Raw genomic sequence first — 21901 nt, forward strand, 5'->3', positions numbered from 1 at the left:
CCCCGCAAGCGGGGGAGGGAGTGCACCGCCGGCCGCGGATATATCTCGTTTCATCATTTGCTAGACGGTCCATGACGCTCTCCCTCGAAACCCGCGATCTCACCATTCGCTTCGGCGGCCATGTCGCGGTCAACAATGTCAGCTGCACGTTCCGCCCGGGCGAGCTCACCGCGATCGTCGGGCCGAATGGCGCCGGCAAGACCACGTATTTCAACCTGATCTCGGGCCAGCTGCGTGCCACGAGCGGCAGCATCCTGTTCAACGGCACCGACATCACCCAGCACTCCGCGCCGCTGCGGACCCGTGCCGGTCTCGGCCGCGCGTTCCAGCTCACCAATCTCTTTCCAAATCTGAGCGTGGAAGAGAACGTCCGCCTCGCGGTGCAGGCCGCCGATGGCACGCACTACGACATGCTGCGGCCCTGGATGGTTCGCCGCGACCTGATCGCCCGCGCTGACGCCATCCTCGACCAGGTCGCGCTCGGCGGCCGCCGCAGCGTCGCCGCGACCGCGCTGTCGCATGGCGACCAGCGCAAGCTCGAGGTCGCGCTGATGATGGCGCTGGAGCCGAAAGTGTTCATGTTCGACGAGCCGACCGCCGGCATGAGCATCGACGAGGTGCCGGTGGTGCTGAATCTCATCGCACAGCTCAAGCAGGACAGGAGCAAGATCATCCTGCTGGTCGAGCACAAGATGGACGTGGTGCGTTCGCTCGCCGACCGCATCATCGTGCTGCATAACGGCCAGCTCGTCGCCGACGGCGTACCTGCCGAGGTGATCGCCTCGCCGATCGTGCAGGAAGCCTATCTCGGCGTCGCACCCAAGAACTCTGCAGAGAGCGCAGCATGACCGATCTGCTCAAACTTTCGGGCGTGCACACCCATATCGGCCGCTACCACATCCTCCAGGGCATCGACCTCGCCGTGCCGCAGGGGCAGGTCACGATGCTGCTCGGCCGCAACGGCGCCGGCAAGACCACGACGCTGCGCACCATCATGGGCCTGTGGCCGGCTTCTTCCGGCGAGATCGCGCTCGGCAGCGAGCGCATCGAGAGCCGCGCCACGCCCGACATCGCCAGGCTCGGCGTAGGCTACGTGCCGGAAAGCATGGCGGTCTTTTCCGATCTCACCGTGAAGGAAAATCTGGTTCTCGCGGCGCGCGACGGGCCGATGGACGACAAGCAGCTGGATTGGATCTTCGGCTTCTTCCCGGCGCTGCGCCGGTTCTGGCTGTCGCGCGCCGGGAGCCTCTCGGGTGGACAAAAACAAATGTTGTCCATCGCGCGCGCCATCATCGAGCCGCGAAAGCTGCTGCTGATCGACGAGCCGACCAAGGGCCTCGCGCCCGCGATCGTCATGGCGCTGATCGAGTGCCTGAAGGAGATCAAGCGCAAGGGTGCGACGATCCTGCTGGTCGAACAGAATTTCTTTGCCGCCCGCGAGCTCGGCGACAGCGTGCTGGTGATGGATAACGGCACCATCGTTCATCGCGGCGAGATGGCGGCGCTTGCCGCCGACGTGCCGCTGCAGGAGCGGCTGCTCGGCCTGAGCCTGGAGGCACATCAGTGACTGAACTTGCCGCGTCGGATCCGCTGCCGAAACCGAAGCGCGACATCGCGCCGATCCTGCTGCCGATCGCGCTCGCGCTTCTCATGATCCCGCTGGTCGGTTCAGCCAGCACCTGGCTGACGCTGACGGCCGCGAGCCTCGCCATGGGCATGATGATCTTCATCATGGCCTCGGGCCTGACACTGGTATTCGGCCTGATGGACGTGCTGAATTTCGGTCACGGCGCCTTCATCGCCGTCGGCGCCTATGTCGCAACGCTCGTGTTCGCACCGTTTGCGGCCTCCGCGCAGGCAGATTCGCTTCTAGTGAATCTCGCGGTGCTGGCGCCGGCGGCGCTGCTGTCGATGGCTGTCTCCGGCGCCCTCGGCCTCATGGTCGAGCGCGTGCTGATCCTGCCAGTTTACGGCCAGCACCTGAAACAGATCCTGATGACGACGGGCGGGCTGATCGTCGCGGAACAGACGCTCTATGCACTGTGGGGACCGCAGATCATCCCGATGCCGCTGCCGGCCTCGCTCCGAGGCTCCTTCATCCTCGGGGACGTCGCCATCGCCAAATACCGTGTGCTGGCGATGCTGATCGGGCTCGCCGTTTTCATCGCGATCCAGCTCGTGCTCAATCGTACCAAGCTCGGCCTCCTGATCCGCGCCGGCGTCGAGAATCGCGAGATGGTGGAAGCGCTCGGCTATCGCATCCGCCGACTGTTTCTCGGCGTATTCATGGCGGGATCGGCGCTCGCTGGCCTCGGCGGGGTGATGTGGGCGCTCTATCGCGAGCAGGTCCACGCCTCCATGAGCGACGAGCTCACGGTGCTGATCTTCGTCGTCGTCATCATCGGCGGGCTGGGGTCGATCGGCGGCTGCTTCATCGGCGCGATCCTGGTGGCAATGGTCGCCAATTACGGTGGCTTCCTGGTGCCGAAACTCGCCCTCGTCTCCAACATCCTGCTGATGGTCGCCATTCTGATGTGGCGGCCGCGCGGCCTCTATGCGGTGACCAGCCGATGATGATCCTGTCAGGCGACCCGCCGCGCAGCCGTGTGCTCACGCTCATTCTCGTCGTCGTCATCCTTGCGCTGGCGGCGACGCCGTTCCTGTTTCCCGGCGCAAAGGCGCTGAACGTCGCGGCCAAGATCTGCGTGTTCGCGGCACTCGTTGCCTCCTACGATTTGCTGCTCGGCTATACCGGCACGGTGTCGTTCGCGCACACGATGTTCTACGGCATCGGCAGCTATGCGATCGCGATCGCGCTGTACGGCATGGGCCCGAACTGGGCCGCGGTCGCAACCGGCATCGTGGTCGGCCTGCCGCTCGCCGCGCTGCTCGCACTCGCCATCGGCCTGTTCTCGCTGCGGGTCGCGGCGATCTTCTTTGCCATGATCACGCTCGCGGTCGCCTCCGCCTTCCAGGTGCTGGCCTCGCAACTCTCTTGGCTGACCGGCGGCGAAGACGGGCGCAGCTTCCAGCTCCCCGAGCTGCTGCGGCCCGGCACGGTGCTGATTTCGAAGAACCTGTTCGGCTTCGAGATCAACGGCCGCATCCTGACCTTCTACCTGGTGTTCGCGATTTCGGCCCTGATGATCCTCGTCCTGCTGCGCGTGGTGAACTCCCCGTTCGGGCGCGTGCTGCAGGCGATCCGCGAGAACCGCTTTCGCGCCGAGGCGCTCGGCTTTCGCACCGTCTTTCACCTGACCTACGCCAACTGCCTCGCCGCGCTGGTCGCCGCCGGCGCCGGCATCCTGAACGCGTTGTGGCTGCGCTATGCCGGCCCGGACACCTCGCTCAGCTTCTCGATCATGCTCGACATCCTGCTCATGGTCGTGATCGGCGGGATGGGGACGATCTACGGCGCGATCATCGGCGCCACCATCTTCATCCTCGCGCAGAACTATCTGCAATCGCTGATGGGCGTCGCCTCCAAGGCCGCGTCGGAGGCCGGTCTGCCAGTGCTCCCGGGGCTGCTTCACCCCGACCGCTGGCTGCTCTGGCTCGGGCTGCTGTTCATTGCCAGCGTCTATTTCTTCCCGAGCGGCGTGGTCGGACGGCTGCGCCATGGCGGCGGCGACAAGGGCGCGGGCACGTCGCATTAAGCTTTGATTAACGATGCAGCGCAACGAGTGTGATGACACAATCGTTGCACGATTCGCGCTGCGCTGCACACGAATGCGCTTACGCAACCGGATTAATGCTTAGGTAACTGGCTTTCCTAAGCTTTGCGCCATTTGTGCGGTGTATTTCTGTTCCCGCAGGGGCGAGGAAATGCGCGAGCTATTTTCAGGCATGGCATCCAGACTGTCGCAAGCCGCAAAGGGTGGTTGGGACGCCGCCACGCGGCGTGGCCCGGTGCTGTGGCTGACGCTCTCGGGCGCATTGCTGGTCGCCGGCATCTTCGCCGTGACCGCGATGGCCGTCGGCGAGTTTCGCGAGCGCACGCTAACCAATCGCGAGCGCGAGCTTGAGAACACCGTGCAACTGATCGCGCGGCACTTCGATCAGCAGTTTGAAGATTCCGACGTCGTCGCGGCCGATTTGATCGGACAGATGCGCCTGCCCGACATCACCTCGCCGCAGATGTTCCGCGAGCGCATGTCGGGGCCCGAGGCCAACCGGATGCTGAGGAGCAAGATCAGCGCTATCTCCTACCTTGGCGACATCGCGATCTACGACGTCAACGGCGACCTGATCAACTGGTCACGCGCCCAGCCGCTGCCCAAGATCAACATCTCGGCGCGGGCCTACTTCCAGACCTTCAAGACCGATCCGATGGCAGAGCCCGTACTGCTGGAATCGGTGCGCAGCTTTATCATCGGCAAGTGGACCACGATCGTCGCGCGCAGGCTGAGCCTGCCTGACGGCACGTTCGTCGGGGCGATGGTCCGGCGGATCGACCCGGACAGCTATCAGCTGTATTTCGCATCCGTGACTCTGGCCGAGGGGACTGCGATTTCGCTGTTCGACCGCGAAGGCAAGATGCTCGCCCGCTATCCGAACAATGAGCAACTGATCGGCAGGAGCTTCAAGGATGCGCCCCTGGTACAGAAGGTGCTGGCCAAGGGTGGCCGGCAGACGCTTCGTATCAAAAGTGTGCTCGATGGCGGGGAACGTCTCGGCTCGGCGGCATCGCTGTCGCATTTCCCTTTGATCATCGCCGCCACCAACACCACGGCGGCCGCGCTTGCAGACTGGCGGCAGCAGACCGGCTTCATGATCACGACCGCGGCGCTTTCGGCGACCGTGATCGCGCTGATCCTCTATCTCATCATTCGCCAGATCAACCGGCAGAACCGCGACGCCCAGCAGCGGCTTGAAGCGGAGCGGCTGCGGCTCGACACCGCCTTGAACAACATGTCGCAAGGGCTGATCCTGTACGATGCGAACGGCACCATCGTCACCTGCAACCGCCGCTACGCCGACATGTTCGGTCTCTCTCATGACGTGATCAAGCCCGGCTGTCATATCCTCGAGGCGATGTATCATCGCAAGGAGCGCGGCGCCTTTGATGGCGACGTCGAGGAATTCTGTACCGATGTGATGCGGGTCGTGGCCGAAGGCACAGTGTCCGCCAGAACCCATCTGCTGCCGAACGGCCGCGCGTTCCAGGTCATCAACACTCCGCTGGCGCAGGGGGGATGGGTCGCCACGATCGAGGAAATTACCGAGCGGCGCAGCCTGGAGCAGGAACGCGATCGCAATTACACGTTCCTCCGCGAGATCATCGACCACATCCCATCGCAGATCACGGTGAAGGACGCCCAGACGCGGCGCTACCTCCTGGTCAACCGGATCGCAGAGGACATCTTTGGCAAGGCAGGCAAGACGATCGTCGGCAAGACGGCGACCGATATTCTGCCCGAACCGGACGCCGATGTCGTTACGCGCGACGATGACGCCGTGCTGCAGTCGCCGGACCGATTGCTGCAAAGGGAGCAAAGCTGGAAAACGTTGACCGGCAGCCAACGCCATACCATTTCAAAACGCATCGGCATCTGCGACAAGGCTGGCGACCCCCGCTACATCATCAACGTCATCGAGGACGTTACCGAACAGCGCAAGGCCGCGGAGAAAATCGCCCATATGGCGCATTATGACCCGTTGACCGACCTGCCCAATCGCGCGCTATTCCGCGAGCAGATCGAGCGCGAGCTCGAGAAGGTCGCAGGCGGCGGGCAGTTCGCGCTGCTCTATATCGACGTCGACGAGTTCAAGGGCATCAATGATTCACTCGGCCACCATGTCGGCGACGAACTGTTGCAGGCTATCGCCGGCCGTATTCGCGCGTGTCTCAAGCCGGGCGATCTGATCGCACGGCTCGGCGGCGACGAATTCGCCGTGATCCAGAGCGGAATCGAATCGTCCGCCGACGTGCTGGCCTTCGTGACGCGGATTCACGAAGCGATCCGCCGCCCCTATCATTGTCTCGGGCATCAGCTCTCGACCGACGCCAGCATCGGCATCGCGCTGGCACCGCAGGACGGCACCGATCTCGACCAGCTCGTCAAGAATGCCGACCTCGCAATGTATGGTGCCAAGGCACAAGGGCGGCGCACCTATCGCTTCTTCGTGCCGGAAATGGACGCGAGCGCCAAGGCCCGCCTCACGCTGGAGCAGGACCTGCGCCAGGCGCTGGTCGATGGCGGCTTCGAGATCCATTACCAGCCGCTGGTCAATCTGCACTCTGGCGTGGTCTCCGGCTGCGAGGCGCTGCTGCGCTGGCGCCATCCGCAACGCGGCATGGTATCGCCGGCCGAGTTCATTCCGATCGCCGAGGACACCGGCCTGATCAACGAGCTCGGCGACTGGGTGTTGCGCACGGCCTGCAACGAGGCCGCGACCTGGCCCGCCCATGTCCGCCTCGCCGTCAACGTCTCGCCGGTGCAGCTCAAATGCGACACGCTGGCGCTCCGGATCGCCGGAGCGCTGGCTGCCTCCGGGCTTGATCCGCGCCGGCTCGAGCTCGAGATCACCGAGGCGGTGCTGATCCGCGACGACGAGGCGGCACTCTCGATCCTGCACCAGCTCCGCTCGATCGGCGTGCGCATCGCGCTCGACGATTTCGGGACCGGCTATTCCTCGCTGAGCTATCTGAAACGCTTCCCGTTCGACAAGATCAAGATCGACCGCTGCTTCGTGGCCGACATCGCCGATTCCGGCGGATCACCCGTGATCGTGCAGGCCGTGGTGAACATCGCCTCCGCCAGCAACATGACCACGGTCGCCGAAGGCGTCGAGACCGAGGCGCAGCGCGAGATGCTGCGCACGCTCGGCTGCACGGAAATGCAGGGCTATCTGTTCAGCAAGCCGAGGCCGGCCGCGGAAGTGCGCGAGCTGTTCGGGCCCCGTGAGGCGATGCCAGTGGCGGCGGTGGCCTGAGATGGCAAAGCTCAACAGGACTGCTGCCGTCGACGTGGCGGATTCCTACGCGGTGCGGCTGATGCAGCATCTGGTGGTGCCGACCTTCGTGATCGACCCGACGCGGCGCGTCGTGATCTGGAACAGGGCGTGCGAGCGGCTGACCGGGGTTGCAGCCTCCGAGGTGATCGGCACCAGCAAGCACTGGCAGGCCTTCTACGAGACCAAGCGCCCCTGCCTCGCCGATCTGGTCGCGCTGGACCGGCCCGAGCAGTTGCCGGAATTCTATCCGGAATATGCCGCGCGCGGCCACAACGGCCTCGGCTTTTCCGCGGAGAACTGGTGCGTGATGCCGAAGCTCGGCAACCAGCTTTATCTCGCGATCGATGCGGGCCCGATCCATGACGAGGCCGGCAACCTGATCGCGGTGGTGGAGACGCTGCGCGACCTCACCGACCAGAAGCGCGCCGAGACGGCGCTGAAGGAGCTCGCGACCAAGGACGGGCTGACGGGGCTGTCAAACCGCCGCTCGTTCGACCAGACGCTGATGAGCGAATGGACGCGCGCGCAGCGGACGCAGAAGCCGCTGGCGCTGCTGTTCGCCGACGTCGATCATTTCAAGCTGTTCAACGACGAGCACGGCCACCAGACCGGCGACGAATGCCTGCGCGCGGTCGCCGGCGTCGTCAGCCGGCATGCGGGACGCCCGCTCGATCTTGCCAGCCGCTATGGCGGCGAGGAATTCGCGCTGATCCTGCCCGACATGAGCTACGAGGGTGCCTGTGCCATCGCCGAAGAGATCCGCCGTGCCGTCATGGCCTTGGGGATCGTCCACGGCGCCCATGGGGCCGGCAGCCACGTCACCCTCAGTGTCGGCGTCGCCAGCCACGTCCCCCGCGAGACCGACAGCGCTCCCGACCGATTATTGGGCGCGGCCGACCAGGCGCTCTATGCCGCCAAGCGGCTCGGCCGCAACCGCGTCGTCTGCTCCGAGCGGGCCTTGGCCGAATTCGCGGACCTCGGACGGGCCGATGTGCCCGTCAGCGGTCAGGTTCCTGGCTCTGCTCCGCGCAAATCGGCCTGAAGCACGGCTCATCCCGCGGCAAGACCGGTTGCCCGCCCCTCGCCATTAGGCTAAATGAGGCCTCGTTGCGCCCGTAGCTCAGCTGGATAGAGCGTTGCCCTCCGAAGGCAAAGGTCACACGTTCGAATCGTGTCGGGCGCGCCACTTCGGTACATGCTATTGCAGCCTAAATCGGTCGCTTCTTCGATTTGATCCTGTCAATTGAGTGCACCGTAATCTGTCGTTTGCCGATCGGCGTCCTTGGCACCCATACGCCAAATCTAGCCAATCTGACGCCTTTGACGACGATACTGAACGCTGCCGCGCGATTATTTGGCTGGCATGGGATCTGGCACGGGAACCACGACCGCCGATGCGGCTTGGATCATGTTGAACCGCAGCACTTCCTCGAAAACGCGGTTGCGCGCCTTCGCGTCGGTAATCAGCGAGGCGGCCGGCAACACATGGAGGTGCAACGGGATATTGTCGTCTGAGCCAATGACGAAGTCGTCATAGACCACCCGTTCGCTTAGCGACCTCCGTCTCGACGCCGACCTCGCGGACGATCTTCGCTAGGGTCTCGTCGCTGTAGATGCTGGAGTAGGACAGGAATTTGTCGTCTACGAGCCAGACATTGTTCTCGCGTATATCCCTGCCGTCGCTGTGTTTTTTCGGGATGCGGTATGGACGGCCGGCGGTTCGAGTGCCTGTCAGGCACCTCTTTCATCCGCGACCGCAATCCGTACCTGCACGTCCCTTGGCTTGGCCAGATAAGGCGCTGAGGTCACCAGGACATCGGCGCCGGCCGCGGCATAGGCTGCAGCATTCGCCGCATTGACGCCGCCGGCAGCAGCGATGACAGGGCGCTCGCGCGCATAGGCCATGGACGCCATGCGCTTGACCAACGCAGCGACCTCGGCCGGTGAAAACTTCTCCGCCTGGATCACGTCGAAACCGGCGACCGCCGCAGCAAGCGCGGCATCGGCCGTCTTCACCTCGATCACGAGCTTCTTCTCCGGCGCGGCCTGGCGCAAACGTTCGACCGCCTGAAACAGCGGCAGCTCGCCGAGAAACGCGCGGTGCTCGGGAAACACCAGAACGGTCTCGGACAGGCCGAGCCGATGCATTACGGCGCCGCCGGCCTTCACCGCCGCGACGGCAAGGCGCTTGGTGCCGGGCACGTTCTTGCGCGTGCAAGCGACCGCAATCTGCGGCGCGACCGTCCTCGCCGCGTTGACGATGGCGCGGGTCTCGCTGGCGACACCCGACCAGATTTCGATCAGGGTCTGCGCGACCTTCCAGCTCCGCAGCAGGCCAGCGGCCGGACCGTGGGCATCGAGGATCGGCGCACCCTGCTCCAATGTCGCACCGGATGCGGCGAACAGCTCGACCTCGCAGCCGGCGAGCGCGATGATCGCGGCAGCATCCTCGGCGAGCGCCAGCACCATGGGCGAGCGTGCGGCAAATTGCATGACGCCGATGGCCCCGCCGATTCCGAGTGCTTCGGTGGTCAGATCGCCGTAAGGGACGTCGTCCTCCAGCAGGCGTTCCAGCTCGGCACGCGATGCGACGGTTGTCATGTCGCTCTTCCTTTCATTGGTGTCAGCTAGCCAACCCATTTGTCGCAAACCCGACACGGATCGTCGGCCCTGCCGTCGCAAGGGACAGGGAGTTGCGCTTTTTGACGATCATTTCTGCAAGGCGCACACCAGACTCCGCCTGCCCTATCCGGCACGCAGATTGCTGAGCCAATGATGATCGGCGCCTCGCGGCAATTGGGCTCGCGCGGAGGTGGTTACCGTCCGCTGGAGTTCATCATGAAACGGTTTCGTACGATCACCGCCGCCGCAGGGTTGCTCCTCGCGTGCGCCGAGGCGCAGGCCGCGCAGACGAACGTCGCCGTGGCCGCCAACTTCACCGATGCCGCGAAGGAGATCGCCGCCGTCTTCAGGCAGAAGATGGGACACGAGTCGCGCTCAACTTGTCAGCATCGCTGCAAAAAGATTCCGTCGCACTTGCACGCTTTGTCATCCGGTTCGCGGAATTTGGCTTCGGAATGGGCGTCACGCACGAAAGTGGAATTACCGCATTGATCCAGCGCAAATCGGCAAAGTTTCTTTGGCGATCGGCACCTGCCGCTGATCACACGTGCTGCCCTCCGTTGATCGGTACTTCCGCACCTGTGACGTAGCTGGCCGCATCCGAGCACAGGAAGAAGATCACCTTGGCAACCTCGTCCGGCGTACCGACACGATGCAGCGGGATGATCGGCGCCAGTTGAGCCTCGGTCTCCGGCGACAGGATATCGGTCTTGATCTCGCCGGGCGCAATGGCGTTGACGCGAATCCCGAACGGCGCGTAGTCGTGCGCCATCTCGCGAGTGAGGCACGCGAGGGCGGCTTTCGACGTCGCATAGGCGGTGCCGGCAAACGGATGCACCCGCGATCCCACGATCGAGGTGACGTTGACGATCGATCCGGCGGCGCGCTTCAACTCCTCCACGAGGCCCTGCGCAAACAGGATCGGTGCGAGCAGGTTGACGTGGAACACGCTCATCCAGGTTTCCACCGGCGTCGTCAGCGAATTGAGCCGCGAGCCATCGGCGGACTTGGGCGAGATGCCGGCGTTGTTGATCAACGCATGCAGCGGTCCGCCCTCGAGCCGCTCCTTGATCTCCGCCACCGCGAGCGGCAGCGCGCGATGGTCGCTCAATTCAACCTGCACATGGTTGTCCGTCCCGGAATCCCAAGGACATCGCTCGCCATCGAAGGGCTGCCGGGAGCAGGTGATGATCCGCCAGCCGGCCTCGGAGAAGAGCTTTCCCGTCGCATGGCCGATGCCCCGGGATGCACCGGTCAGTACGAGCGTCTTCCGCTCGCTGCCTCGTGCGCGCGACTTGTCGCCGTGAAACGGGCACAGGGCAACATCGGGCGCGGACCTACCGCCCGGCGCAGCATCGCGATCCAGCAGATCGAGCGTCACGTCAGCTCCTCACTGCGTCCGATCGGACGCCCGACAATTACGACAGGGCCAACTTTGCAGGAATTGGGCCATGCTCCAATCGTTGAGGCTTTTCCAGCTTGATGTCGGCTTTTCGACACGATGCAAGGTTTGCAACACGCTCGCGTGTGCTTTCGGACCAGATCGACGCCCGACGGCTTCGTGAATGTTGATCGGCAGTTGAGAGCTCTTTTTCAATCGTTCCAAATGGCCCGGCTCTTGCTCTTCCTGTTCCGAGCCGGCTCGCGCCTTGCTGCACAATTCTCTGCAACCGTGGTTTCAAATGTCCCAGCCGAACGACCAACGACTCTTTGTTGTTATCCTCGGCACCAACGAGATCGCCTCCGCGATCGGCATTCAACTCGTCCGCGCGGGATATTGTGTGGTGCTGTCCCACGATCCCGATCCACCTGTAATCCGACGCAAGATGGCCTTTCACGACGCGCTCTACACCGACACCGCACAGCTCGAGGAGTTCGTGGCGGAACGCGTGGACGACGGCGTGCAGGTCTATCAGGCACTGGGCCGGCCGCCGCACGTCATGGTCACCTGGCTCGGGCTGCTTGATCTGCTGCCGGTACGTCACATCGACCTTCTGGTCGATGCGCGCCTGCAGAAGCGTCGGATCACGCCCGACCTTCGGCGGCTCGCTCGCTTGACGATCGGGCTCGGCCCCGGCTTCTCGACGAACTTCAATTGCGACGTCGCAGTGGAGACAAGGCCCGGCAAGATCGGGCTCATCACAGACACGCGCTGGACCGATGCGGCCGACGGCGTCGCAAGTTCGCTGGGCGAGGTAGGTGCGGAACGCTTCGTCTACTCGCGGCTTTCGGGACGCTGGCACACGCCGATCGAGATCGGCACCCGCGTCTATCGCGACCTCGTGCTCGGCCATCTCTCCGGCGTTCCGGTGCTCGCGCCGCGCGACGGCATGCTGCGCGGCATCGCCCGCGACGGCACCGATGTGCCGGCCGGCGTCAAGCTGGTGGAGGTCGATCCGCGCGGCCGTGATGCCCAATGGACCGGAACGGACGACCGCGGACGCGCCATCGCCAACGCCACCATCGTCGCCGTCAGACTCCACGCCGCACGACGTATCACGCAACGGGATCCGGCATGATTGTCTGTTCCTGCAACATCATCAGCGATCACGACATCAGGGGTGTAGTCGTCGCGACGGACGACGCACTGTTTTCGCCCGCTCAGGTCTACGACTGCCTGGGATGCACCGTCAGTTGCGGACGATGCTCGCAATCCGTGAGACGGATCATCGAGGAGTTGCCGCCTCGTGGAGTCGAATACACGAAGTACCCAGGCGCGGACCCGCTGATATCAAACTCCTCGGTCATCCCGGCTATGATCGATTCTCGGATATAGTCCGACTCTCGGACAGAGTGTCTTTTATCCGTGCACACTTGAACCGACAATTTTTCTGAGGTTGCCCCCTTCATCGTCGGCGGCCGGATCGAGCGCCAGGGGATCCGCGAATGCTATCGCGCGCGATCGTTCAAAAAAGCAGTCTGGCGTAGAAAATCGCGCATGGCGTGCTCCTTGTCTTTTGGCGCCCCCTTGCCAGCTTCGCTTGCTGGCGGGGCAGGAGCACGGCCGGACCATCCCATTAGCGGATATTCCGAGGAATACTGAAGCCTCGCTTTCCGGCATATGGCTCACAGCAGCTTTGTCAGCACCGCGACCAGTTCCGCCTGCCGGTGCACGCCGGTCTTGGCGAAGATGCTGCGGAGCTGGCTCCGCGCGGTTTCCTTTGCGATCCCGAATTGGTCGGCGACTTTTTCCAAAGGCTCGCCGAAAGCCAGTTGGGTCGCAAGCCTGGCTTCCGCGCCGGTCAGGCGAAATGCCGACCGCAGGGTCATTTCAGGCGTTCGAGGCCTGGAGTCGGGATCGATCAGAATAACCATGGCCTGGCAATCGGCCAGGGCATTGGCAGTCGAGTTTGAAAGCCTCGCGGGGTACGCCAGCAAGGGCCGGCGTGACGCACGAGGCAACGCGATCGGAGCGGAAAGCCCGCCTGTCGAACGCCACAACAGACTCTGAATGGCACCGTCCAGGGCCGTCGTCGCCCGCGTATCTTTTGCAACCAGCTTGCCCCTTACAATCTTGACGTCATCGACCAAAAGGAGTTCAGCCGACCGATTGGCCTTGAAGACGTTGCCATGGCGGTTGACCAGAACCACCGCAGTGCCGCTCATCTCAAAGGCTTCCAACGCGCCGGCGGCGGCGGAAGCGCCCATAGCGCGAGCGATTGCGGCGCCGGTCGAAAGCCGGCTTGATAATCGCGCCAACTCGTCCTTCTCCTCTGCCGAAAATGGTCCTTGATCGATCGTTCGCTGGATTGCCACAGCCCACAGATCATCGCCGCAAGCGACCTTGACGCCGGCGTACCAGCGCAGGCGATGCGGTGCGAGGAACTCCTGGTAGAATGGATGTTTAGCTATCGTATCCGCGCTATGGCCGTCGAAGTCATCCGCGACCCCGCGTTTCGTAATGATCGGAATGGCGCGCATTCGCTCATCGCGCAGATGCCATCCGTCCCGAAAATACTCGTCCATCGCTCCCGAAACCGTTTCGGTAAATGGAACATTCGAAAGGACGCCGCCCGTAATGGGCACCAGGATCGCGCCGCGGCTCCCGGTGGCCAAGGCTATGGAATCGAGCGCCTTCACCCAGCGCGCGGGGTCAACGCCTGCCTCGACGAACTCCTGCTCGACAGGTTCGAAATTCCGGGCCGGCAAGGAATCTCCCGCACAACGAACTTAGATCCGTAGCATCTTTACAAAATAACCTTGGGTCAACCGGAAGGCAATAAACCATCTCGAAATTGCGCTCCCTCCTTAACCCAAACGGGTGAAGACCTCGCAATGGCCGGCAGGTGTGATCGGAGCCGAAATCGGACGGAGCGCTCGACCCGTTATTGTTGTCGAGCTCGATCCGGCCATCCTCGATGAAGCGCGTCAGGCCCTCCCAGCGTGAGAGCGCTTAGCGGAGGGCGTTGGCCACCTTGCTCTTTTGGCTGATCACGTGAGCTTTGCGCGGAGCCATCGTTCGAAGGCTTCCGCCAGCGGCCGGCTCTTCTGCTGGCGGACGCGGCGGCGCTCGTCGTCATCGTCGATCCGGAACAACGGCCACGAGGAAGTCAGGGCAAGTACGTCCTAGAATTTCGCGACAACACCAGGTGGGTTGAAGGCGACATTCAAGCCGACCTGTCCGCCATAAGTCATCGCGTTGTTCTGGCCCAACTGACCGGTCAAGGCCACATATCCACTGACGTCACTCGCCAGTTTCAACCTCGTCCCGATCGTTCCTGCCGCCCAGTCGCGTCCAAGGACGACTGCAGGCATCGAGAAAGCCGGCGCCACGATTGACGTCAAGGACGCACCAACCAGACGATTGAGATCGGCGAATTCGTGATCCCACGTCAGCTTTGCGTAGGGCTCCCAAATCCCGAACCTGAGGCTCGCCCGATAGCCAAGTTCCGTCACCGCTGAGTTGCGCGTCTGCGAAGTGAATGAGAGCGCGGTTGGCGCCCCACTTGTATTGGCTTCGGTGAAGCCGTCAACGTAGACCTGCTGGAGAATGATACCGGCCACCGGGCCGTGCATCAGCACGATAGGCGCGGCGGCCGCAACGGGCGCCTTGTAGGAGATGCCAGCGTTGGCCGGTGCCGGGCCAAACGGCATGCGGAAATCGTATCCAACCTCACCAGCGAACGAGATGTTGCTCCCGTTCGTGCTGCCCTGGTTCGATTGTATCGACGTTCCCAACGGGACCTGCCGATTGACGGTATCGCGCAGCGCTCCCCAGCTCCCGATCGCATCCGCCCAGAGGGCATTGTGGCGAAAGGCCGTGTAGAGGCTGACCGCGAACTCTTGCTGCCTGTAGTCGCCGCCCAGGCTGAAGGACTGTTTGGTCGCCTGGCCGGAGAACGCTGCGCCAACCAGCCAATTGGACGTGATCGCGTAGTCGAAGCCCGCCGTGGTTGCGAGCGGCGTACCCGGGTCGTCGGGAAATCCGTTGACGTTGTTTGTCATCTTCAGCCACGACACATCTCCACTCACCCAACCGTGGAATGCGCCAGCCTGGTCAGACGAAAGCGGGATCTGATTCTGGATCGAACTGATGACCCCGAGCCGCGTCTTCAAGGGCGCTTCGGCGAGAAACGATATCTCGCTGGGGGCAACGACGAGGCCGTAGAAGTAGTCGGCCACGATCTGCTGAACGGCCCCGGTCGTATGTCCGCCACCGTCAGGAGCCCCGGCGCCATCGGCCCAGAAATGGGTCTTGTTCGCATTCGGAGCGACATAGTTTGCCGGGGTGCATTGATAGGAGTTCACGTTGCCGCAGGCAGCGGTCAACGCGCTCGTCACCGTGATTCCGAACGACCCGGGATTGGTGAGGACGTAATTGTAGAGACTTGCAATATCCGCCGGTATGAACTTGATGCCCGCGGCCGAGAGGTCATTCCACAGTGCATGGTCGTAGATGGAGCGCGAGTCGACAAGCACGGAGCTATAACCTCTAGCGGCTGCAGCCGAGGCTGCCGCATTCAAGGCCGGCGTATTCGGCACCAGAATGTATCGGGCACCCGCGTTCCAGAGCTGGGTGACCTGGCTTGCCGCCTGCCCTGCTACGGCAAGGAGTTGGGGCACGTTTTGTGGGTTCACGATATTGCCGGGCGAAGAGCCGCTGGCAACCGTCGTGGTCTTCAGATCGTTGCTACCGGCCCAGTAGGTGTAGAATGCATTCGGATCAGCAACGCCACCGGTGCCCGCCAAATAGGTCGCGATCTGCGTTTGCGTCGACAGAATGTTGCCGTTCTGCGCTACGACGCGCGCGCCGCCAATTGCGTAATTGTTTCCGCCGACGCCGGGCGTGTCGGAAGGCGTCGCCGATCCTCCGAACCTGCTCGCGAAAATCTGGGCCCAGCCGGGATCCGGATTGGTCGTCCACGTTCCCGCACCGGGCGGCGCAAGACCGAATGGGGGCCCACCCAACGGTTTGTACAAAAACCAACCGCTATCGGTCAGGCTGTCTCCGAAAAAAAAAGGTCTTCGAAAAATTCTGCGCGCTCGCCGCCGTCGCGATCAACGAAAAGGCGATCGACAACCCACACTTAGTGCCCCGCATTCCAAATCCCCAAATTCAACTCAGTTAGCATGCGGCTTCGCTCCTCGTGCCGCATCCCCCAAATGGGTGGCTTTGGCGAGTTACTCTGAGGTGCGAGACCAGCCGCGCCTAGCGACGCGTCCTGCTACAGTGGATCGAAAAGGACCGGTATCGAAGGGTAACCGGACCACCTGCGAAATCGGGACACAGCCGCCTGTGAGGCATAGCGCAACATCGCAGTCCGTCGCGGGTTATCCGGCCGGATCGCTTGGGCGGCCGCAGCATCATAGCGCCACGGCGAATATCTTCATCGGCGGTGGCGCGCCATTTGGCTTTGCGCGTTTCACCTTCTTTGCTTGGCTAAGCCGTGGATGAGCAGGCTGCTTCGACCTTGGGTCCTTTCCTTTGGCCGATGATCGATGGTTCGGCGACCAGTTCCATTCCGGGCTTCAGAGAGCTGAGCTGGCGGGACTTGATGACCGCGCGATCTCAACTCATCGCAGCATCCGGAGGAGGGCCGCATGCGGCCCTCGTCCTTGCTGGATTCAATGCCTCACATGCTCGAACACGACGATCACGCCGGTCGGCTCGGGCTCGTGCGCCATCAGGCGCGTCAAATCCGCGTCGCTCCAGTCGGCGAGGCTGACGACTTCGCCGGTCTCGCGGTCGGCGCCGAGCGACGGGGTCGGCTCCAGGACTTTCAGTCCCATTTCGTCGACGAAGAAGGTATGTTCGCCGAACATGCTGTTGAGCTGCGGCATGGCCGGATGCTCGTCGGGCAGCACCTGCGCACCGAGCTGGTTGACGGTCTGCTTCACCTGTTCGGATGTGAGCTTCATGAGCTGCTCCGTTCTGTCATTCGCGTTTCATGGAACTGAGCCGGAGCGCGCGTGTTCCCGCGCCTGTTTTCGCCTGGCCCAACCTCCCGAACGGGTGCTGCGCACAAATGTTCCTGCGAAATGCATTTCGTGATCGCGCGCCGCAACTGCCGCGGTCACGTCGCGGGATCGCCGCAGGATCTCCACGATCCGCCGGGCTTCGCTACTCGCTCCGGTTTTCGCCAACCGAAAGCGCGCAGATGCGTGACAGATAGGTGTAGGGCAGGCCGGTCTCCTCGGCCCAGGCGTTGAACTGCGCCTGCACCTTGGCAAGATCGCCCTTCGACTTGACCTCTTCGGCGATGTCGAGGCCGGCATCGCGCAGGCAGACAACGACGTCCTTCGAGGTGACAAAGCCATCCCAGCCGACGAAACGCAGCAGCATCTGGCCGGTGTTGCCGCCGAGCCGGCTGCCGCGTTTGGTGAGGAGATCGAGCAGGCCGGTCTCGTTGGACGGCGGCCATGCCGCCAGAAACTTGCCGAAGCTACCGTGCTCCTTTGCAATCTCCTGCACGAAGGCAGCATTGTCGCGTACCGACATGATCTTGGCGCCGTTGCGCACGATCCGCGCGTCGCGCAGCAGGCCTTCCCAATAATCCTCGGGCTGGAAGCTGAGCTTGGCCGGCTTGAAGCGCAGGAAGGCGTCTTCGAAACCGTCCCATTTGGCGTCGATCGCGCTCCAGGCGAACCCTGCGCAAAACACCCGCTTCGTCATCTCGGCGAGGATGCGATCATCGCCGAGCCTGGCCAGGCGTTTCAGGTCCGGCTTCTCCGGCATCAGTCTGTCGAGCGCCTTGGGACCGCCCTTGCGCTTCTCGGCGCGAGCACGAATGGTCTTGAAGGAAATCATGCCGGCACCCGCGTTGAGGGACCGCCATGACACCAGAATTCGAGAATCCGGTCCAGTCCCGCAGTCTCACGCGGCGGCCTCACGCCCGCGACAGTGACGGCACCTCGTCCGGCAGAATGGCCTGAAGACCGCCGAAACGGCGCTCGCGGCCGTGGAAGGAGGCCAGCGCCGCCGCAAGATCGCCCGCATCGAATTCGGGCCACATCCGCTCGGTGAAATGCAGCTCCGCATAGGCGCCTTCCCAGAGCAGGAAGTCCGACAGCCGCTTTTCGCCTGAGGTGCGGATGATGAGATCGACATCGCGCAAGCCGGCCTCGCCGGTGACGAGCTGCGAGAAGGCTTCGCGGGTCAAGCTGGTCAGCGCGGCCGCCTTTGCCGCCGCGTTCAGGATGGCATCGCGCGCAGAATAGTCGACGGCGATCCGCAAATGCAGCGTGGTGCCGTGTGCGGTGGCGTCCTCTGCGCGCGCGATGGCAGTGGCGATACCATCCGGCAGGCGGTCACGGCGCCCGATCACGTTGAGCTTCACGCCATTCTTCACCAGGCTCTGCACTTCATTGGCGAGATAGAAGCGGAGCAGCGTCATCAGCGCGGCGACCTCGGCCTTCGGCCTGCGCCAATTGTCGGTCGAGAACGCGTAGAGCGTCAGTGTGCCGATGCCCTGCTTGGGTGCGGCCTCGACGATGCGGCGGATCGTCTCGACGCCGGCCTCGTGGCCGCGGACGCGCGAGAGGCCTCGCCGTGTCGCCCATCGTCCATTGCCGTCCATGATGATGCCGACATGAAGCTTGTCATTTTGGAACGTGACGTCACTTTGCATTGCAAAGTCTCCAGTCAAAAGGGGGGCGGTCAAGTCGGGAGAATGCCGAGCTGACCGAGCGGCGCTGCCTCACGGCCGGCGGCCCTGGCGGCATCGCGCACCAGCCGCTCGAGCACCGCGAGATAGTCGAGGAAGCGGCGCCGGCCGCTCCTGGTCAGACGGCAGGTGGTGTGCGGGCGGTTGCCCTCGTAGCCCTTGGTCACCTCGACGAGGCCGGCCTCCTGGAGCACGGCGAGGTGCCGACTGAGATTGCCGTCAGTAAGGCCGCAGAGCTGTTTCAGATGGGCAAAGGCAAGACCCTTCGGGTGAGCCATCAGCGAGGTCAGAAGCCCGAGCCTTGCCTTCTCGTGGATTACACGGTCGAGCCCCTCATAGGAGAAAGGCGCGCTGTCAGTCTTCGACATCATTGTCTCCGGACGCGAAATATAGAATGGCCGCCATCATCGACTGGCCAACCACGAAAGGCAGTCCCATGGTCCATGGCGACAGCATGTGGGTCCGACTCGCCAGCACCACCACAACAAAGCCGGAGATGAAGTACCAAGCTCCGGCGAAGGCCACGCTGCGCGGCAGCGAGCGGACGGACGCAAAGATGCCGAGCGACACCAGGATCTGCCACAAGCCCGGCAGCAGCCACAGCGTCTCGGCGGCGAACTTCCACATCACCACCGCAAGCAGCACGCCGGCGACGCCCGCGGGCAGGAACTGCTCGACCGCCTGGTGGATCATGGCGTCGGCAAGGCCGGAATGATGACGCCGCGAACGCGCGCGCATCTCGATCCAGATCATCAGGCCGGACAGCGCAGCCGCGACGAGCCAGCCGAAAAAGAAACCGAGCGGCTCGCCCGTGGGATCGCCGAGCAGCCAGAATTGCAGGATCGCAGTAACGAGCGCGACCGCGCCGGTGGCAACCATCGTCGCCGGACCGTATCCGCGGAACGCGGTGCCCGCCGCGATCTGGCTGCGGATCGCCACGATGTCGGCCAGCGCCTTGTCGAGATCCCGCATCGGCAACGCCAAAACTCCGCTCCACCCGAGTCACGGACCCGCTTGCCCAGTCACTTTGTATCGCAAAGTATACCGCGCTACAAAGTAAAGGCAAGCAGGGAAATCGCCTGTCGCGCACGAGGCCCAAGCAGACAACTGTCGGTTGCGTCTCGGCCGCCATCCCAGCTAAGATGCGACCAAAGTGCCCTTGGGGGAAAGTCATGTGGTTAAGGTCATTCGTCGCTGCAGCTCTGCTGCAGGTGTGTCTTGTTGGGGCAGCGGATGCGAAAGGACCATTTGGCACGGTCAATGTCGGCGGCTGGGTCGGCGGCGCCTTCAGCAACGACGAGACAGGCGCCTTCTCCCATTGCGCGGCGACGGCGCCTTATGCGAACGGCGTCATCCTCGTCGTGAGCCAAAACGCGGCCGGCATATGGTCGCTCGCCTTTGCCAGTCCCAGCTATCACTTCAACAAGGACGAGAACGCCGCGATTGACGTGACCTTCGACGGGCGGGAGCAAGCCAGGCTGTACGCCACGGCGTACCGGCCCGACATGCTCACGGCCGTCATGCCGCTGAATGTCGTGCATACGTTTCAGAAGGCGAGCCTGATGGTCGCGACGGCCGGCCACGCTGTCCTGAACTTCGATCTCAGGTCGACCGGCCCAGCGATCTCCGCCTTGGCCAATTGCGTGACCCGCGTGAAAGCCGACGGGCTCGACAAGGCCGGCGACTTCACCAAAGGCGCGGCGAAGCCGGCGGCTGCGGCGGACAAGCAAGGCTCACCGCCTCCCGCCAAATCCAGCAGAGGGACCAAGAGTGGCTTTGGCACCGGCTTCGTGGTCAGCGCCAGCGGGCACATCGTCACCAACAACCATGTGGTCGACGGTTGCAGCGAGCTCAAAGGCAATCTCACAGGCGAAGCCGCCATGGTGTTGCGCGTCGTGTCTACCGATGCGAACAACGACCTGGCTCTCTTGCAGGCACCGTCGACGGCGACGTTCAGGGAGTTCGCCCGAATCCGCGACCGCTCCATCCGCTCAGGCGATTCCGTTGTCGCGATCGGTTTTCCCTTTCACGGGCTGCTGACGTCGGACTTCACCGTGACGACCGGGATCGTGAGCTCGCTCAGCGGCATGCACAATGATTCGCGCTTTCTGCAAATCAGCGCGCCGGTGCAGCCTGGCAACAGCGGGGGCCCGCTGTTCGACACCTCCGGGCAGGTCGTCGGCGTGGTCACCGGCAAGCTGGACGGATTGCGGATTGCAGTCGCCACCGGCAGCATCCCCGAAAACATCAATTTTGCCATCAAAACAGGCGCGCTGCGCGATTTCCTCGACAATTCGGTGGTACCGTACCAGACGGCCGAGCCGAAGGGCGAGCTCAAGACCACCGACATCGCCGGCAACGCCCGCGCCTACACGATGCTGATCTCGTGCAACGGCACGGTGCAGGCCGACGCGAAGAAGTGAGGCCGCCACCGGCGTCTCCCCACCGCCCTGACAAAAGGACGCCCCCTTACCCGTGGCAGCACGCGCCCTTCGCCTGCGGCTCGTACTGATCGCGCAGGCGGACCCAGTCCATTGGATAGGGCAGGTCCTCCTCGTGACGACCGAGCGGGGTGAGGTCGAGATACTGATACGCCGCGTTCATCATGTCGAGGCCGCGGGCGTAGCAGGAATAGCTGTGGAAGATCTCACCAGCCTCGTTGCGATAGAACACGCTGATGCCGGGCAGCTCGGGCCCATAGAACGGCGTGGTGCCGAAATTGTATTTCGGCACCCCCTCTTCGATCTGCTCGCGCGTGAACGAGACTCCGTAGTCGTAGTTGAAGTCGTTGCCGCCTGAAGACACCCAATCGAAGGTCCAGCCCATCCGCTTCTTGAAGGCCTCGAGCTTTGCGACTGGCGCCAGCGAGATCGCCACCATGGTGGTGTCGCGAGCTGCCAGATGCGGCACCATGCGCTCGAAACCATCAGCCCAGAACGAGCAGCTCTTGCAGGCTGCTTCCCAGTCCGGCGCGAACATGATGTGCTGAACCACGAGCTGCGGCCGCCCCCTGAAGAGATCGCCGAGCGTCACCTTGCCGTCAGGCCCGTCGAATACGTAGTTTTCGTCGACCTTCACCCAGGGCAATGCGCGGCGTTCCTCGGCGAGGCGCTCGCGCGCCTGCGAAAGCTCCTTCTCGTGCGCCAGATGGACTTTGCGTGCTGCGATCCATTGCTCGCGCGAGACGATCTGATGTTGCTGCATGATATCCTCCTTTT

At 63.4% G+C, this 21901-nt stretch carries 21 protein-coding genes, 1 tRNA gene and 1 pseudogene; 11 read left to right on the forward strand and 12 right to left on the reverse strand.

The features are described from left to right. Positions 1–71 precede the first annotated feature (71 nt). The 7 genes from XH88_RS14735 to XH88_RS14765 all read left to right on the forward strand — a co-directional run bounded on the left by XH88_RS14735 (position 72) and on the right by XH88_RS14765 (position 8143). Positions 72–848 (forward strand): ABC transporter ATP-binding protein, encoded by a 777-nt coding sequence (locus tag XH88_RS14735; RefSeq protein ID WP_271669011.1) that lies wholly within the window; start codon positions 72–74, stop codon positions 846–848. Beyond that, positions 845–1567 carry an ABC transporter ATP-binding protein gene (locus XH88_RS14740; RefSeq protein ID WP_271669012.1) on the forward strand — a complete coding sequence of 241 codons (723 nt, stop codon included), beginning with the start codon at positions 845–847 and terminating at the stop codon, positions 1565–1567. The genes XH88_RS14735 and XH88_RS14740 overlap by 4 nt, the downstream gene beginning before the upstream one ends. Next, a complete protein-coding gene (locus XH88_RS14745; RefSeq protein ID WP_271669013.1) occupies positions 1564–2574 on the forward strand; it encodes a branched-chain amino acid ABC transporter permease in 1011 nt (336 codons plus the stop codon). The genes XH88_RS14740 and XH88_RS14745 overlap by 4 nt, the downstream gene beginning before the upstream one ends. After that, on the forward strand, positions 2571–3656 hold the full coding sequence (locus tag XH88_RS14750; protein WP_271669014.1) for a branched-chain amino acid ABC transporter permease: 1086 nt from the start codon (positions 2571–2573) through the stop codon (positions 3654–3656). Before XH88_RS14745 ends, XH88_RS14750 begins: the two co-directional genes overlap by 4 nt. Before the next feature lie 169 nt (positions 3657–3825). Then, positions 3826–6936 (forward strand): bifunctional diguanylate cyclase/phosphodiesterase, encoded by a 3111-nt coding sequence (locus tag XH88_RS14755; RefSeq protein WP_271669015.1) that lies wholly within the window; start codon positions 3826–3828, stop codon positions 6934–6936. Between the two features lies 1 nt (position 6937). Continuing rightward, on the forward strand, positions 6938–7999 hold the full coding sequence (locus XH88_RS14760; RefSeq protein ID WP_271669016.1) for a sensor domain-containing diguanylate cyclase: 1062 nt from the start codon (positions 6938–6940) through the stop codon (positions 7997–7999). Positions 8000–8066: 67 nt separating this feature from the next. Further along, a tRNA-Arg gene (locus tag XH88_RS14765) sits at positions 8067–8143 on the forward strand. 164 nt (positions 8144–8307) lie between these two features. Here XH88_RS14765 and XH88_RS14770 read toward each other — a convergent pair. Beyond that, the gene (locus tag XH88_RS14770) at positions 8308–8499 is read right to left on the reverse strand and encodes a hypothetical protein (protein WP_271669017.1); all 192 of its coding nucleotides are present in this window, start codon (positions 8497–8499) and stop codon (positions 8308–8310) included. A 189-nt stretch (positions 8500–8688) separates the two neighbouring features. After that, positions 8689–9558 (reverse strand): ModD protein, encoded by an 870-nt coding sequence (gene modD, locus XH88_RS14775; RefSeq protein WP_271669018.1) that lies wholly within the window; start codon positions 9556–9558, stop codon positions 8689–8691. A 174-nt stretch (positions 9559–9732) separates the two neighbouring features. Here modD and XH88_RS14780 point away from each other — a divergent pair, with 174 nt between their 5' ends. Then, positions 9733–10071 carry a hypothetical protein gene (locus XH88_RS14780; RefSeq protein WP_271669019.1) on the forward strand — a complete coding sequence of 113 codons (339 nt, stop codon included), beginning with the start codon at positions 9733–9735 and terminating at the stop codon, positions 10069–10071. A 49-nt stretch (positions 10072–10120) separates the two neighbouring features. Here XH88_RS14780 and XH88_RS14785 read toward each other — a convergent pair whose 3' ends face one another. Beyond that, a complete protein-coding gene (locus XH88_RS14785; protein ID WP_442868441.1) occupies positions 10121–10960 on the reverse strand; it encodes an SDR family NAD(P)-dependent oxidoreductase in 840 nt (279 codons plus the stop codon). Between the two features lie 301 nt (positions 10961–11261). Between XH88_RS14785 and XH88_RS14790 the strand changes: the two genes are divergently transcribed. Together XH88_RS14790 and XH88_RS14795 are read left to right on the forward strand one after the other, a co-directional pair. Continuing rightward, positions 11262–12098 carry a xanthine dehydrogenase gene (locus XH88_RS14790; RefSeq protein WP_271669020.1) on the forward strand — a complete coding sequence of 279 codons (837 nt, stop codon included), beginning with the start codon at positions 11262–11264 and terminating at the stop codon, positions 12096–12098. Then, on the forward strand, positions 12095–12355 hold the full coding sequence (locus XH88_RS14795) for a (2Fe-2S)-binding protein (RefSeq protein ID WP_271669021.1): 261 nt from the start codon (positions 12095–12097) through the stop codon (positions 12353–12355). The genes XH88_RS14790 and XH88_RS14795 overlap by 4 nt, the downstream gene beginning before the upstream one ends. A 290-nt stretch (positions 12356–12645) precedes the next feature. Here the strand turns inward: XH88_RS14795 and XH88_RS14800 are convergent, their stop codons facing one another. The 8 genes and pseudogenes from XH88_RS14800 to XH88_RS14835 all read right to left on the reverse strand — a co-directional run bounded on the left by XH88_RS14800 (position 12646) and on the right by XH88_RS14835 (position 19655). Next, complete coding sequence (locus tag XH88_RS14800) at positions 12646–13728, reverse strand: helix-turn-helix transcriptional regulator (RefSeq protein WP_271669022.1); 1083 nt, start codon at positions 13726–13728, stop codon at positions 12646–12648. A gap of 139 nt (positions 13729–13867) precedes the next feature. After that, positions 13868–14094, reverse strand: a pseudogene (locus XH88_RS14805) (IS66 family transposase); the annotation flags it as partial. 51 nt (positions 14095–14145) lie between these two features. Then, positions 14146–16053 carry an autotransporter outer membrane beta-barrel domain-containing protein gene (locus tag XH88_RS14810; RefSeq protein ID WP_271669068.1) on the reverse strand — a complete coding sequence of 636 codons (1908 nt, stop codon included), beginning with the start codon at positions 16051–16053 and terminating at the stop codon, positions 14146–14148. Positions 16054–16644: 591 nt separating this feature from the next. After that, positions 16645–16938 (reverse strand): hypothetical protein, encoded by a 294-nt coding sequence (locus tag XH88_RS14815; protein ID WP_209964758.1) that lies wholly within the window; start codon positions 16936–16938, stop codon positions 16645–16647. 202 nt (positions 16939–17140) lie between these two features. Then, positions 17141–17827 carry a DNA-3-methyladenine glycosylase I gene (locus XH88_RS14820; RefSeq protein ID WP_271669023.1) on the reverse strand — a complete coding sequence of 229 codons (687 nt, stop codon included), beginning with the start codon at positions 17825–17827 and terminating at the stop codon, positions 17141–17143. A 79-nt stretch (positions 17828–17906) separates the two neighbouring features. Then, the gene (locus XH88_RS14825; protein ID WP_271669024.1) at positions 17907–18647 is read right to left on the reverse strand and encodes a di-trans,poly-cis-decaprenylcistransferase; all 741 of its coding nucleotides are present in this window, start codon (positions 18645–18647) and stop codon (positions 17907–17909) included. Between the two features lie 29 nt (positions 18648–18676). Further along, entirely contained in the window at positions 18677–19051 is a 375-nt protein-coding gene (locus XH88_RS14830; protein ID WP_271669025.1) for a transcriptional regulator, read from the reverse strand. Then, a complete protein-coding gene (locus XH88_RS14835; protein ID WP_271669026.1) occupies positions 19038–19655 on the reverse strand; it encodes a hypothetical protein in 618 nt (205 codons plus the stop codon). The genes XH88_RS14830 and XH88_RS14835 overlap by 14 nt, the downstream gene beginning before the upstream one ends. A 200-nt stretch (positions 19656–19855) precedes the next feature. Between XH88_RS14835 and XH88_RS14840 the strand changes: the two genes are divergently transcribed. Then, on the forward strand, positions 19856–21106 hold the full coding sequence (locus XH88_RS14840) for a S1C family serine protease (protein ID WP_271669027.1): 1251 nt from the start codon (positions 19856–19858) through the stop codon (positions 21104–21106). Between the two features lie 46 nt (positions 21107–21152). Here the strand turns inward: XH88_RS14840 and XH88_RS14845 are convergent, their stop codons facing one another. After that, positions 21153–21887, reverse strand: a complete 735-nt coding sequence (locus XH88_RS14845; RefSeq protein WP_271669028.1) for a DUF899 domain-containing protein — start codon at positions 21885–21887, stop codon at positions 21153–21155. Positions 21888–21901 lie beyond the last annotated feature (14 nt).

This window comes from Bradyrhizobium sp. CCBAU 51627, from assembly GCF_028128765.1.
Lineage (GTDB): Bacteria > Pseudomonadota > Alphaproteobacteria > Rhizobiales > Xanthobacteraceae > Bradyrhizobium.

Excerpts from the sequence above, each read along its gene's own strand:
- XH88_RS14735 (WP_271669011.1), top strand. The coding sequence starts at position 72 with ATGACGCTCTCCCTCGAAACCCGCGATCTCACCATTCGCTTCGGCGGC.
- XH88_RS14740 (WP_271669012.1), top strand. The coding sequence starts at position 845 with ATGACCGATCTGCTCAAACTTTCGGGCGTGCACACCCATATCGGCCGC.
- XH88_RS14750 (WP_271669014.1), top strand. The coding sequence starts at position 2,571 with ATGATGATCCTGTCAGGCGACCCGCCGCGCAGCCGTGTGCTCACGCTC.
- XH88_RS14755 (WP_271669015.1), top strand. The coding sequence starts at position 3,826 with ATGCGCGAGCTATTTTCAGGCATGGCATCCAGACTGTCGCAAGCCGCA.
- XH88_RS14760 (WP_271669016.1), top strand. The coding sequence starts at position 6,938 with ATGGCAAAGCTCAACAGGACTGCTGCCGTCGACGTGGCGGATTCCTAC.
- modD (WP_271669018.1), bottom strand. The coding sequence starts at position 9,558 with ATGACAACCGTCGCATCGCGTGCCGAGCTGGAACGCCTGCTGGAGGAC.
- XH88_RS14780 (WP_271669019.1), top strand. The coding sequence starts at position 9,733 with ATGATCGGCGCCTCGCGGCAATTGGGCTCGCGCGGAGGTGGTTACCGT.
- XH88_RS14790 (WP_271669020.1), top strand. The coding sequence starts at position 11,262 with ATGTCCCAGCCGAACGACCAACGACTCTTTGTTGTTATCCTCGGCACC.
- XH88_RS14795 (WP_271669021.1), top strand. The coding sequence starts at position 12,095 with ATGATTGTCTGTTCCTGCAACATCATCAGCGATCACGACATCAGGGGT.
- XH88_RS14815 (WP_209964758.1), bottom strand. The coding sequence starts at position 16,938 with ATGAAGCTCACATCCGAACAGGTGAAGCAGACCGTCAACCAGCTCGGT.
- XH88_RS14820 (WP_271669023.1), bottom strand. The coding sequence starts at position 17,827 with ATGATTTCCTTCAAGACCATTCGTGCTCGCGCCGAGAAGCGCAAGGGC.
- XH88_RS14825 (WP_271669024.1), bottom strand. The coding sequence starts at position 18,647 with ATGCAAAGTGACGTCACGTTCCAAAATGACAAGCTTCATGTCGGCATC.
- XH88_RS14830 (WP_271669025.1), bottom strand. The coding sequence starts at position 19,051 with ATGTCGAAGACTGACAGCGCGCCTTTCTCCTATGAGGGGCTCGACCGT.
- XH88_RS14835 (WP_271669026.1), bottom strand. The coding sequence starts at position 19,655 with ATGCGGGATCTCGACAAGGCGCTGGCCGACATCGTGGCGATCCGCAGC.
- XH88_RS14840 (WP_271669027.1), top strand. The coding sequence starts at position 19,856 with ATGTGGTTAAGGTCATTCGTCGCTGCAGCTCTGCTGCAGGTGTGTCTT.
- XH88_RS14845 (WP_271669028.1), bottom strand. The coding sequence starts at position 21,887 with ATGCAGCAACATCAGATCGTCTCGCGCGAGCAATGGATCGCAGCACGC.